Origin of the sequence: Streptomyces sp. NPDC001339 (assembly GCF_042895955.1) — a bacterium.
Taxonomy (GTDB): Bacteria; Actinomycetota; Actinomycetes; order Streptomycetales; family Streptomycetaceae; genus Streptomyces.
In genome coordinates this window covers 17,776-30,404 of record NZ_JBIAWT010000022.1, presented here as the reverse complement: position 1 = coordinate 30,404, position 12,629 = coordinate 17,776, and the positions used below count along the sequence as shown (strand labels likewise).

At 64.9% G+C, this 12,629-nt stretch carries 9 protein-coding genes and 1 pseudogene; 6 read left to right on the top strand and 4 right to left on the bottom strand.

Features of this window, described 5'->3' with window-relative positions:
* Positions 1–6: 6 nt before the first annotated feature.
* The 3 genes from ACFY12_RS34800 (at position 7) to thrS (ending at position 3,909) form a co-directional block, all read left to right on the top strand.
* Positions 7–780: a phytanoyl-CoA dioxygenase family protein gene (locus ACFY12_RS34800; protein ID WP_390719994.1), complete on the top strand. Its 774-nt coding sequence runs from the start codon at positions 7–9 to the stop codon at positions 778–780.
* A gap of 41 nt (positions 781–821) precedes the next feature.
* Positions 822–1,817 carry a phosphotransferase family protein gene (locus tag ACFY12_RS34795; RefSeq protein ID WP_390719993.1) on the top strand — a complete coding sequence of 332 codons (996 nt, stop codon included), beginning with the start codon at positions 822–824 and terminating at the stop codon, positions 1,815–1,817.
* Positions 1,818–1,977: 160 nt separating this feature from the next.
* Positions 1,978–3,909, top strand: a complete 1,932-nt coding sequence (gene thrS / locus ACFY12_RS34790) for a threonine--tRNA ligase (protein ID WP_390719992.1) — start codon at positions 1,978–1,980, stop codon at positions 3,907–3,909.
* Between the two features lie 180 nt (positions 3,910–4,089).
* On the opposite strand, the gene ACFY12_RS34785 is transcribed toward thrS, so the two are convergent.
* Positions 4,090–4,956 (bottom strand): GNAT family N-acetyltransferase, encoded by an 867-nt coding sequence (locus tag ACFY12_RS34785; RefSeq protein WP_390719991.1) that lies wholly within the window; start codon positions 4,954–4,956, stop codon positions 4,090–4,092.
* A gap of 342 nt (positions 4,957–5,298) precedes the next feature.
* Here ACFY12_RS34785 and ACFY12_RS34780 point away from each other — a divergent pair, with 342 nt between their 5' ends.
* Entirely contained in the window at positions 5,299–6,396 is a 1,098-nt protein-coding gene (locus tag ACFY12_RS34780; protein ID WP_390719990.1) for a hypothetical protein, read from the top strand.
* 185 nt (positions 6,397–6,581) lie between these two features.
* Here ACFY12_RS34780 and ACFY12_RS34775 read toward each other — a convergent pair.
* Positions 6,582–7,287, bottom strand: a pseudogene (locus ACFY12_RS34775) (nucleotidyltransferase domain-containing protein).
* On the opposite strand from ACFY12_RS34775, the gene ACFY12_RS34770 reads away from it, so the two are divergent.
* Positions 7,266–7,658 (top strand): Hsp70 family protein, encoded by a 393-nt coding sequence (locus ACFY12_RS34770; protein ID WP_390719989.1) that lies wholly within the window; start codon positions 7,266–7,268, stop codon positions 7,656–7,658. The pseudogene ACFY12_RS34775 and the gene ACFY12_RS34770 overlap by 22 nt on opposite strands.
* Before the next feature lie 365 nt (positions 7,659–8,023).
* Entirely contained in the window at positions 8,024–8,278 is a 255-nt protein-coding gene (locus tag ACFY12_RS34765) for a hypothetical protein (protein ID WP_390719988.1), read from the top strand.
* 218 nt (positions 8,279–8,496) lie between these two features.
* Here ACFY12_RS34765 and ACFY12_RS34760 read toward each other — a convergent pair whose 3' ends face one another.
* Together ACFY12_RS34760 and ACFY12_RS34755 are read right to left on the bottom strand one after the other, a co-directional pair.
* Positions 8,497–8,820 (bottom strand): Lsr2 family protein, encoded by a 324-nt coding sequence (locus tag ACFY12_RS34760; RefSeq protein ID WP_390719987.1) that lies wholly within the window; start codon positions 8,818–8,820, stop codon positions 8,497–8,499.
* Between the two features lie 498 nt (positions 8,821–9,318).
* A complete protein-coding gene (locus ACFY12_RS34755; protein ID WP_390719986.1) occupies positions 9,319–12,624 on the bottom strand; it encodes a DEAD/DEAH box helicase in 3,306 nt (1,101 codons plus the stop codon).
* Positions 12,625–12,629: the final 5 nt, after the last annotated feature.

The following is a 12,629-nucleotide window of genomic DNA, read 5'->3' as shown; positions in this document are numbered from 1 at the left end:
CTGGACATGGATGCTGCCGCGGCCAGGTTCCACGAGGACGGATACGTAATCCTGCGATCCGTCGTTGCCGGGGACCTGGTGCGGCAGCTTCGCGACGTGATTGAACGTCGATATCGGGATCCGGCTACTCACACGGCGGAGCCGGAGCTGGACCTGTTACGGGGCGGCGTGAGCCTGATGCGTATGTTCGAGTACCACCAGGTGTTCCGCGACGTGATGACTTTGTCTCCCGTCATTGACCTGGTGGAGGTACTCCTGGGGACCGACTGCCATGTGGTTGCACAAAACGCGTTGCGGACACCGACAGGGAAGGGCATCGTCAACTGGCACATTGACGGGGAGCTGTTCAATCCGTTGCTCGCGCATCTACGGCACATCCCGAAGGATGCACTGCCGTTGCCGTGCTTCAGCCTCAACGCGATGGTCTTGCTCAGCGACGCACTCACCGAGGAGTACGGACCCACTCAGGTCGTTGCGGGCAGCCATCTGTCAGGGAGAAGACCTCCCCGCAGCCAGACGCTCCCCGACGGGGATCGGGCAACGACGCTGTTCGCCCGTGCGGGGGATGTGTACCTCGTGAACAATCAGACCTGGCACCGCGGTGCACAGAACCGTTCCAGCCACGCCCGCTACCTCCTGACCACCACCTACGGGCGGCGGTTCGTCAGCCAGCGGTTCTACCCATTCCTCAATTACCGCATGCCAGAGCATGTTCTGGACGGGGCCTCGGAACGTCTACTGCGTCTCTTGGGCCAGCACGACAAGGGGCCTTTTGGCTGAAATACGCCTGCCAGCTCTGTGCCCGCTGGTGCCGGGGTGGTGTGGCGATCTTCGTAATGCTCAGCGCCGCACCGCAGTTGCCTCTAGATTGGGTTTCTATGCATGCCGCCACCTCTGTACGACCGGACTGGAGCAGTTTGCCCGTCCGGGTGCGCGCCTACGCTGAGGAGCAACTCGGCGCCGGCGTCACCAAGGCGATGACATGCGGCGCAGGCTACACACCGGGCCTTGCGTGCCGACTCCAGCTGGCCGACGGGCGGCGCGCATTTCTGAAGGGCATCGGTGGCGACCACCCGTTCGCGCCGCAGTACCGGTCCGAGGTGGAGATCACGCCCCTGATTCCCGAAGGCGTCGGGCCTAAGGTGCTGTGGTCTACGGCCCCCGAAGAGGGGACAGACTGGTGGCTGCTGTGCCTGGAGGACCTGCCCGGAGGGAACCCCGCTCTCGCCCCCGGATCCGCCGACACAGCAGCAGTGATCGAAGCCGTCGAGAAAGCGGTCAAGGCGCTGACGCCTGCTCCTCTGGCCGATGCCGAACCGATCACCAAGCGTGTCGGTTCTTGGCTGACTGGCTGGGCCAATCTTGCTGCCGGTCCCACGCAGGACCTCGACCCTTGGGCCGTGCGAAACCTTGACCGCCTAGTTTCGACCGAGCCCTTGTGGCAGGCCGCAGCGGGCGGAGAGACATTCATCCACTGGGATCTCCGCCCGGACAACTTCGTCATGCGCGCCGATGGCACCGCAGTCATCATCGACTGGTCCTATCCGCATAAGGGCGCCCCGTGGATTGACCCCGTCCTCCTCATCCCGCAGCTCATCATGGCCGGACACACGCCCAGCGAGGCCGAGAAGGCCGTAGCCCACCTGCCGATGCCTTCACCAGACGTGCTGACGTCTTTCGCCATCGCACTGTGCGGCTACTGGGAAATCAGTGCCCGGCGCACCAACCCGCCGGGCGTGCCGTTCCTGCGCGAGCACCAGGCCCGCGCGGCATCTATTGCGCGAGCGTGGATCGCTCACCGAACGCGCTGGGCCTGACGGCCCCATCACCTCATGTCTTGGGCCGCCCCACGTCGGGCTGGCCCATGCCCACAGTCATTCCAGACAATCGAGGAGACCCGTGATGTCCGTTCATCACCGCGACCAAGCTGGAGCCGAGTCCGTGTTCGTCCCAGCCGGCACGACGTGCGGTGATGCCGTGACAACAGCAAATCTCACCACGCACGGCCCGAACGCCGTGGTCGTCGTGCGGACCTCCGACGGTGCCCTCAAGGACCTCAGCTGGGCGCCAGACGAGGACACGAACGTCGAGCCGGTACGCATGTCGAGCCCCGACGGGCTTGCTGTGCTGCGGCACTCCACCGCTCACGTCCTCGCTCAAGCCGTACAGGATCTCTTCCCCCACGCGAGGCTTGGCATCGGCCCGGCCATCACCGACGGCTTCTACTACGACTTCGCCACAGACATCCCCTTCAACGCCGACGACCTGGAGCGCATCGAACTGCGCATGCGCGAGATCATCAAGGCTGGACAGTTTTTCCAGCGGCGAGTTGTCGCCTCGGTTGAAGCCGCCAAGTCAGAGTTGGCGGGTGAGCCGTACAAGCTGGAGCTCGTCGACCTCAAAGGCAGTGCGGATATCGACACCAGCGAGGTGATGGAGGTCGGTGAGGGGCAGCTCACCATCTACGACAACCTCGACGCCAAGAGCGGCAAGGTGTGCTGGTCCGACCTGTGCCGCGGCCCGCATCTGCCGTCCACCCGGCTCATCCCTGCCTTCAAGCTCACGCGGAACGCTGCTGCCTACTGGCGTGGCAACGAGGCGAACCCTCAGCTCCAGCGGATCTACGGAACGGCCTGGCCCACCCGCGACGCGTTGAACGAGCATCTGTTCCGGCTTGAGGAGGCTGCGAAGCGGGATCACCGTCGCATCGGCGAGGAGCTGGATCTGTTCGCGTTCAGTGAGGAGATCGGCAAGGGGCTCCCCTTGTGGCTTCCGAACGGAACGGTCATCCGCGATGAGCTGGAGAACTGGGCGCGGGAGCAAGAGCGGGCACTGGGCTATCAACGAGTCTCCACCCCACACCTGTCCAAGGACGCCCTGTACTACCTGTCCGGGCACCTGCCCTACTACACCGACGACTTGTACTCGCCCATCGAGATCGAGGGAGAGACGTACTACCTACGGCCGATGAACTGCCCGCACCACCACATGGTGTACCGGGCCAGGCCACACAGCTACCGCGACCTCCCCTACAAGATCGCCGAATACGGCACCGTGTACCGCTTCGAGCGCAGCGGCCAGCTCTACGGGCTCATGCGGGCCCGCGGCTTCACCCAAAACGACGCCCACATCTACTGCACGCTGGACCAGGCCAAGGACCAGTTCCTTGAGGTCATGCAGATGCACGCGGACTACTACCGCACCCTGGGCATCACCGACTTCTACATGGTCCTCGCCCTTCGCGACCCCGCGAATACCAGCAAGTACCACGACGACGAGCAAATGTGGCAGGACGCCGAGCGCATCACCCGGGAAGCCATGGAAGAGTCCGGCATCCCCTACGTGGAAGACCCCGGCGGCGCAGCCCACTATGGGCCCAAGGTCGACTTCATGTTCAAGACGGTAACCGGCAAGCCCTATGCCGCCTCCACGAACCAAGTCGACCTCTACACCCCACGCCGCTTCAACCTCACCTACACCGCAAAGGACGGCACTGAACAGCCCGTCGCGGTCATCCACCGCGCACCGCTCGGCTCCCACGAACGGTTCGTCGGCTTCCTCACCGAACACTTCGGCGGCGCCTTCCCCATCTGGCTCGCCCCGGAACAAGCCCGCGTCATCCCCGTCATGCCCGATCTCCTTGACTACGCCCACAGCGTTCGAGAGGCACTGTTCGAGGCCGGCCTGCGGGTCGATGTCGACAGCAGCGACGCCCGACTGAACGCGAAGATCCGTAAGGCTGTGACGAGGAAGATCCCCCTGATCCTCGTCGTAGGCCGCCGCGAAGCCGAGAGCAGCAGTGTCACGGTCCGCTACCGCTCCGGCGAAGAACAGACGCTTTCCTTGCCCGCATTCATTGAGCAGGCAGCCGAGCTGGTGCGAACCAAGAGCTTGGAGAGCGCCGGATAATTCCGGTCCAACTAAGCCTTGACAGTTTGTCGGCTGGCCGAGCCACAGCATCCACCCTGATGGCCCGGCCAGTCCGCACTGATTCCAGCTTTCGGGGACTGGTACGCCTTCCCACACAGGCGACGGGATCCTAATTGCGATCCGGTCAGCCAGCGAGCTTGGCGCCATTCAATAGATGCCCTATGCGGCAGGCGAGAAGTCGTACACCGCGAAGTCGGTGACCGGGCGGTACCCGATCCGCTGGTAGAGACCGTTGCTGGTGGGGTTGGCCAGGTCCGCGAACAGCAGGACCTCCGCCGCGCCTGCGGTCAGCGCGGCACGGGTCACCTCGACCGTCGCTGCACCCGCGTAACCGCGGCCGCGCAGATGCGCCGGGGTGTAGGCAGGGGCCACCCGGATCTGGCCGGCGACCATCGGGGTCACGCCCGCCATGGAGACAGGGGTACCGTCCGCGTTCTCCCAAAACGTGACGCGTCCGGAGGCGATGCGTGTGTCGGCCCAGGAGCCGGGGTCAGCGGGGCCAACCGCTCCGATGGCGTCGACGAACTCGCGGTACCAGGTAATGAGGTGCTCACGGTCGCGCTCGCAGGCGACTCGCCCCCGTCCCTCTGGGAGCGGCTCAGGTGCCATGAGCGTGCCGAGGCGATACAGGCGCTCACGCTCGTGGAGCGTCGGCGTCGCGCCTGTGTGCTGCTCCCATGCCTCGGCGAAAGCAGTGGCGGTGTCGTGGTCCGCGGTGACACCGGGTAGGAGGGGACTGAGGCCGGCCAGATGGGCGGCGAGGGAATCGGCCTCGTCGGCGGTGAGCGGGGTCAAAATCAGACGGCGGGGCGGGGTGCGGAAGAAGGCCGCGTTCACCTCGCCCGCTCGCTCCAGCCAGCCGAAGGTAGGGGATTCGGCGCCGTACGCGTCAGCCCCACGCGTACGCAGTGCCTCGGTCACGGTCAGCGCGATGGTGTGCAGAGCGGGCCGCGAGCGCAAGAAGTCTCCGGCTCGGGCCAGAAAGTCGTCGAGATCTTCGGTGAGGTGCCAGTCATCCGGGCGCATGCCTCATAATCCCGCGTGCTGCCGGCGCGCGCCCGCAGTTTTCCGGTGGATCGGACGTCCGCTCCCACACCCACGGCTCAAAGGAAGGGCAGAGCATTCACTGACGCCGTCATTCTTCGCGGTCGGCACCAGGACCTCGCACGGCTTCCACTTCCGCAGCACGTCCGGCACGGGAACCGTGCCTGACGGTGAACAGCCGCGCCCGCGGTCGTCACATCCCGCAAGATCGCCCAGAAGATCTGGCGGCCGCACGATGATCACCTCAACGGGAGCCCGTAAATCGCGTGAACAGGTTCATATAGGCTATTTGCCCGTCATCCGCATCGATCTGGGGAGTTCTCTGTGACCGTAGCGACCGCTGGGTCCGAACCGGCTGTCCCACCCGTCGACGAGACGTCCGGAGAAGAGAGTTTCTGGGACGAGAGGGCGTCGTCCGGTAATGAGGTCGCGACGGGTGCTGTGGACGACCTGGTCGTGCGGGATGCCCGCGAGTTCGGGGCGTACGCGCGGACCGGCGGCTGGTCGTTCGCGCTGAAGGTCGCGCGTAGCGTGCGGCCCGGCGGGCAGGCTGCGGGGGACACTCCGAAAGTCTCCGCGAAGGAGTTCGCCGAGCTGGCCGGGTGCTCGCCGGAGCGCGTAATGCGGTTCTACAAGGCGTGGGACATGGCCGCCGACGACGGTGTTGTCCCGCAGTTCGAGGCGCTGGCCCCCGGTGAGGACATCGAGCTGCCGGATGCCGAAATGTGGCTCTCGTACTACAGCTCCCGCAACAGCGCCACATCCGTCCGCGGCACCGCGATCACTGCTGCGGCCGAGGCCGAGGGGATCCGGCCGACCAAGGCCCTGGAGGTCGCGGAGAACCCCACCGCGCTGCGTGCCGCGATCCTCGCCGACCCCTCTACAGCCGAGGCCGCCCGGGCCGCACTGCTGGACCGGCTCAAGGAGGACCCGGCCCTGCAGGCCGAGCTGGCCCGCGACGTCCTCCGGACCGACGGGCTGAAGAAGGCGGTGGCCACCGAGAGCCGGGCGGCCGACCGGATCGGATACGTGCGCCAGATCGCGGAGAACGGCCAGATCAAAACCCCGGCCGGACAGACCATCGACGCCCCCGTCGAACTCCGTGCGGAGGCCGAGCGGCACCTGTCCCTCCTCGATGAACTGGACGATGACGAAGAGGCCGGTGAGTGGGTCACCGAGGCATACGACACGGTCAAGGGCCTCGTGGTCCAGGCCGTCGAGGCCGACCCCGAACTGCGCGTCCAGGAACGCCGCACCAAGTTCTACAGCAGTCTGCAGAAGGCGACGAAGGTGTTTGAGGAGCTGACCTTCGACGACGCCGATGACATCTACGAGGACGACATGGTCCACCGGCTGGAAGAGCTCCAGCAGGCCATCGCCACCTGCATCACCGCCCTCCGCAAGGCGGCCCCCGAACGCTGAGCGGCCGCTTTGTACCCGACGGTCGGGCACAGAATAGGCCGTGCGTTAGAGTCTCCTTGCGGTGGATGTGGACCAACGCTCGGGCCCCTGATCGCGCTCGCTGGCCACGGGCCCACACAACAGACGAGCCTGGCACGAACCATTGCGTGTCAGCACACAGTTCGTGCCGATGCTCGCTGACCGAGCTACCTTGCGGCTCCGCCACGTCGGTAGCCGGACCACAAACGTCCACCGCATCGACCCAGCACACCGTCGACCACACTGACCAGTTCAGCCTCACGGCCCGCCAGAGCATTACGAACCGCCTGGCTCAGCTGACCGCTGAATCCAGGCTCGATGGCATCGACGTGCCGAGCCAGCCACTTCCCGCCCCCAAGCCAGCACCCATTCACTGTCAACATGAGCTCTGCTGTCCGCCGGGCCAGTTCTGTGACAACGAAGAGCCGCTCCCCGCGGTCGTCGCATCCTGCGAGATCATCCAGAAGGTCGGTGATGGCGTATCGCCGGTCCTCAAGTTCCTCGGATCTCGCCTTCGGGGCTCCCTCAGCTACGAGGGTGGGCCTCCGCGGCGATCTCGCCACCGACCCCGTCCCGGTCGAAGAGGAGCACGCCGGCGGCACACATCCACAGCAACGGCGAGCGGCGCTTGCTGATCTCTCGCTCAACAAACCCCCGCCAGGACTCCTCAGTGTGAACAAATAGCTCTACCGGCCACTGGCCATGCTGGAGGCTCTCCCGGTACGGAGCCGGCTCTCCCCTCAGCAACACCACGATGTCCAGATCGGACATCGCCGTACGGCGTTCAGTGACGGCGCTGCCTCCCAGAAAGGCAGCGCGGGCAGCAGGAAGATGCTCATCGACAACAGCGCGTGCAGCGGCAACCGGATCCATGGAGCCACTATCGGGACCTCGAACTCACCGGGCTACGCCCGGCGCCCCGGGGCATCCCGCAGATCGAGGTCACCTTCGACATCGACGACAACGGCGTCCTGCGAGTCTCAGCCAAAGACCCGGACACGGGCCGGCAAGAGAACATCACCATCCGCAACAGCGTGAAACACGATGCGAGCGACATCGCACGCCTGATCCGCGAGACGGAAATGCACGCGGAGGCAGACCTCCAGCGCCTCAAGGCCCTGGGAGACAACCTCATGCAGCAGATCGGCCGGGCCGGGCAGCTGCTGAACGTCCCCCTCGCCGACCGGCAGCCAACAGCTGCCACGGTACCGGCGCTCACCGAGCTCGGATCCGACAGAGCATAGCGCGCAGGCTGGGGCGCCAAGCCATCCATATGCCGAGATGCACATCCTGCTGCGGAGGTCACCTCAGCCGGTACGTGCGCCGTCTCGCGGACATGGCTGTCGGCCGTCGCCCCGTGGCGAACGAGTTACGGCTGCGGCGTTTCCGTTGCGGCGATAGCGGATGCCCGCGGGCGACGTTCACCGAGCAGATCGACGGGCTGACCTTCCGTTACGGGCACCGCAGTTCCGGCCTCCAGGCAGTCCTGCGCCACATCGCGCTGCTGGCCGGCCCTGACCGCCACGGTGGTGTCGGCGACCGCTCACGGGATGGCCGATCCGTCTCCATGCGTGCCAGAAGGAGGAGCCGGTCCTCGTAGGGTTCCCCTATGGACATTGGTGTTGCGGTTCTGTTCGTCGTGATTGGCGCTGGCGTGCTTTTCGATGTCGGCGGGTTCATAAGGCGCAGGTGCGAGCGGGTGCAGATCAAAGCAGCCGATATGCGCCGCGAGATGCAATGGAGCCACGGGCGGCTTGAGACTCCGTATGTACCGGTGTGGAACGCACGGCCCGCGTTCATTCGTGCCCTTGGGCTTCCCATCTTGGTCGTGGGAGGCCTGCTCCTCCTGCTGCATCTCGGCTAGCCACGTCTCCGGCAAGGGGCCACGGTGACGAACATGGCCGAGGCGCCTCATTGTGAATGGCCTCTGCCATTCGTTCCCTTCAGGAAGAGGACCCCCTGGCTTGGCTCGACTTGTCCGTGGCCGCAGCCGTGGAAATTTTTCAGTCCCAAATGAAGTGTGGGTGCCATTTGGAAGTAAAGAAGCCCCTTGGAGGGGCTTCTTTACGTTCCCAGACGAGGTTAGTGCGCCTTCGCGTATGCCTCGCGAATATCAGCTGGTACGCGTCCGCGCTCGCTGACAGCGTATCCCTGCTCCTTCGCCCAGGCCCTGATTGCGGCAGTATCCTCGGTACGGGCGCTCGTCTTGCGGGACCTGCGGGTCGTCGCGGTCTTGCGGCCGGCCTTCACGAAGGGGCCGAGGGCCTCAAGCAGCTGGTCGTAGCTGTCCGGGCCTAGATCGATCTCGTAGGCGACGCCGTCGAGAGAGAAGGTATGGGTTGCGGCTTCCTCAGACTCTTCGCCCGTGAGGTCGTCCGTGTAGATGGTGACAATTTTCTGTGCCATGTGAAGAGTCTAAGGCCAGCTGTCGTCTGCCATATCCGGCAGTTCTGTGCTCGCCACGCTCAAACGACCATGGGTAGTGCGGAGCGTGCAGCCCTTCGCGAAATTCACGCACGGCGGGCACGATCCGGTGAGTGTGAAGGCGCTTCGAGAGCTCCTTCAGCCAGCCCAAAGCGCGCATCGAACCGACCTATTTCTCCATAATTCGGCGCTGTAATTTGCAGCGTCGAGGTCGTCAGCCGGCCGAGCTGGCCTCAGCGAGTCGGCAGGAGCACACGGCTTTGTCTCTCGGCGCTCCCTTTCTCGAACGAGGCCTCCACAGGGCAGCGGCCAGGTCCGATTGACCGGACCGAAGCTCACCTTGCCCTCCACCGGAACGCTCGTCTCCGCGAAGAGAAGGCTCCGACTTCTCTCACCGCTGAGGTCGTGCGCAAAGCTGCACCCTCCATGAGTAGGTTCCCGCCTCCAGGTCTGGGTGCTGATGAGGTCACTTCATACCGGTCACTCACCGGGTTCGGCAGGTAGGAGGGAGCCTAATTCGGGTGACCCATAGGTCAGGAATACGAGGTCGCCGTCGCTGCTGTTGTCCCAGATATCGCGGTCGAACGTCACGGGGACTGAGGCCGTGGATGGCTGATCCAAGTAGCTCTCGACGGACGTCGCGCCGTCGGAACGTCCGAAGGACACACGGGCGTCGTAACGCGGAAGGGTGAGGCTGTAGATACCGGGGCGCCCGTCGTCTGGGGTTAGGCAGCGGCCTGAGAGGAGGTTGTTCGTGAGCTTGGTGGCAAGGTCTGATGGAGTGATGTCTCCGACCAGGTCTGGCGGGGGCTTGATGGTGATGTCTTGGTTGGGGGCGCCGAGGTCATCGGTGGTGACGGGCTGGTTGTTGATGTCGTTGATCTGGGTTCGAATGCCGGCGATCTCGCTGGCGATGGCTTCGTCGCTGCGGTTCGCGGCGAGGACGAGGTCTTCGATGACCTTCTCGACGGTGCCGAGGACGGGGGCAGCTCCGCCGAGGATGTTGGTGAAGTCGTCGTAGTCCTCCTTGATGCCCCTGTAGACCTGCTCCTCGACGGTGTCTTCGTAGAAATAGTTGCTGATCTGGAGGCGCTCGTAGGCGGCGCCGATGCGGTCGATACGGCCGATGCGCTGCTCGACGCGCATTAGGTTCCAGGGCATGTCGTAATTGATGAGGCGACCTGACGTCTGCAGGTTGAGGCCCTCGCTCATCGAGTCGGTGCCGATCAAGACCTCGACATCGCGGTTGCGGAATCGGGTCTTGATCTCGGCCTTGGTGACCGGGACCCACTCCCTGTTTACGGGGTCGTATATCTCGCCGCCGCGGCCGGAGTAGCACCCGAGCCTGTGGTAGCCAGCGGCCAGGAGGCGCTCGCGGACGTAGTCCATGGTGTCGGCGTACTGAGTGAAGACCACCGAGGAGTCGTACGTCTTGAACGACTCGGCCAGGTCCTCGACGAGCTTCTTGGCCTTGGTGTCCTCGCCGGATATGTCGCCCAGGTCGTTGAGGAAGGAGCGGAGCTCGACGATCTCTTCCTTGAGTCGGTCGGCACTGACATCGAAGGTCTCAGGGTCGAAGAGAGAGTTCTCCAGGTCGGCGCCGTCGTCGTCGGTGAGGAGATCGGCGAGGCTCTTGCCCTGCTCAAGTACATCGAGGCGGCGTTGCAGGGACCGCTTAATCGCTTCGAAGGAGGAGGTCAGCCGGCGCCGGTAGACGGTCATAATGAAGCCGAGGGCCCTGGTGGACTTGTCGGACTTGTAAGCGTTGTAGTGGCGGCGGATGTACTCCTCGATGCGCTCATACAGCTTCCGTTCGTTCGGCGTCAGGCGGATGAACTCGTCCGTGACGTGCCGATACGGGATGACGACCGAGGCCGGGATGATGCCTGCCGCCTGGTAGGCCCGCATGGTCTTGCGGGTGTTGCGGAAGACCCGATCGCGCATCGGAGTGTGGCGGCGAGCCCACCTATCCATCCAATCGGAGGTGGCATTGGGGAACTGTGCCCTGAGGTCAGGCGAGGGCGGATTGCCGGCCATCCCGGTCACCGTGAACGCGTCGGCCCATCCGAGTGCGTCGTTGACCTGCTCCTCCAGCTCGTAGTCGCGTTCGGCGAGCGGGTCGGAGAAGTAGTCCTCCAGCATGTCGCAGATGAGTTTCCAGCTGCACCTCTCGGGCGGGTCTCCGAGGTAGGTGAAGTATTGCGTGAAGAAGAACGCCTGCTCTCCCCACTTGCCCGGCAGCCCGAGGAGCTCGATGAGGTCCCATGCCTCGTGGGGATGCATCTGCATCGGGGTCGCTGAAGCGAGGTAGAGCGCACGCCACAGGTCGCGCTTCTTCATCTCCTGCAGCAGCGCGAGCAGAGAGTTGGGAGTATCGGTCGCCTTGGAGCCGCGGCGGCGAGCGTGATGGGCCTCATCGACGAGGACGACATCCCACGGTCCGGCTTCAAGGATCTCGGTACGGCGAGTGCGGCGGCGAGCGAGGTGGGAGGAGGCGAGCACGATCGGGAAGGCCGACCACGGGTTCACCTTCGGACCGGTCGCGATGGGCTGGTCGAACCGGTCGACGAAGCCGCCCTTGTGATAGCGGGCAACGTCGAGGTTCATCTTCTCGTGGAGCTCCTCCTGCCACTGCTTCATCACCGACGCAGGCACCAGCAGCAGCGCCTTCTTCGCCCGGCCGGAGGTAAAGAGCTCGCGTAGTACCATGCCTGCCTCAACGGTCTTGCCGAGACCGACCTCGTCGGCGAAGAGATAGCCGCGCGGGTACGTCGACACCACCCGGTCGATCACCTCGGCCTGGTGCGGCAGCGGCTGAGCCCACGCCGTACCCACGCCGGTCCACGCGGACGCCTTCGGCGCATCGCGAAGAGCGATCAGCTCGTCCCAGGCCGCCTGGATTTCGGGGCTCACGTCGACAGGCAGTGCCTCGTGATCGGCCTCTCCGTGCCTCGGCCGCGGTAAGAGCGTGTCGAAGGGGAACGGCGGAGCGTCGGGGGCATGCTCAATCAAGTGCTCGCGGACCGCGGTGGGCAAGTCAATGATGGCCCAACCCTGGTCGGGGTTGGAGCGCCAGTGCCGCTCGAAGGCTCGCTCCTTGGACTTGCCATGGTCTTCCCAGGACTCGGTACGCCAGGAGCGATAGGCGTCGAAGGTCTCGTGGTTCTTCACCCATGCGGTCACCGAGGCGTTGTTGGAGCCGCTGAATGCGACCTTGTGGCCGTAACAGTCTGTGAAGATGCCGTACTTGGTGTGGAAATAGCGGCCCGACTCCTGGTGGGTGAGCAAGTGGCCGTGCTTGTCGACCGGGATGCCGACTCGAATGTGGAGCCGGTCGTTGGCGACCATCCAGGCCAGCACGCTGAGGTGCTCGCTCTGCACGATCTTCGTGCCCTCTAGACCAGGGTCAGCCAGTAGACGCTCGGCGACCACATCGTCGAGCGGAGTGCCGGAGAGTACCGCCTCGACGTCCCTCTTGCCGAGTTGGGCACCAGCGATGAGTCTCATCACGCCGCCACTGGCGATGAAGTACGCAGTGCCCTGCGCGGCAAACTGCAACTCTGCCCCGGACCAGTAGCCGACCGCGCGGTCGTAGGCTACTGCCCTGGAAAGCAGGGGCTCGTAGAACGTCTCGAACGGTGCATCGTCGGGCGAGTACATCGCCTTCAGCGTCACACTGCGGAATGAGTCCTCAGCCGTGGCCGGGTCGTGGTTGAAGAGGCCATCCTGCGTCGGCGCCGCGGACTTGGCGGCGCCGGGAAACAACGTATCGCCGTGCTCGGTCAACCTCA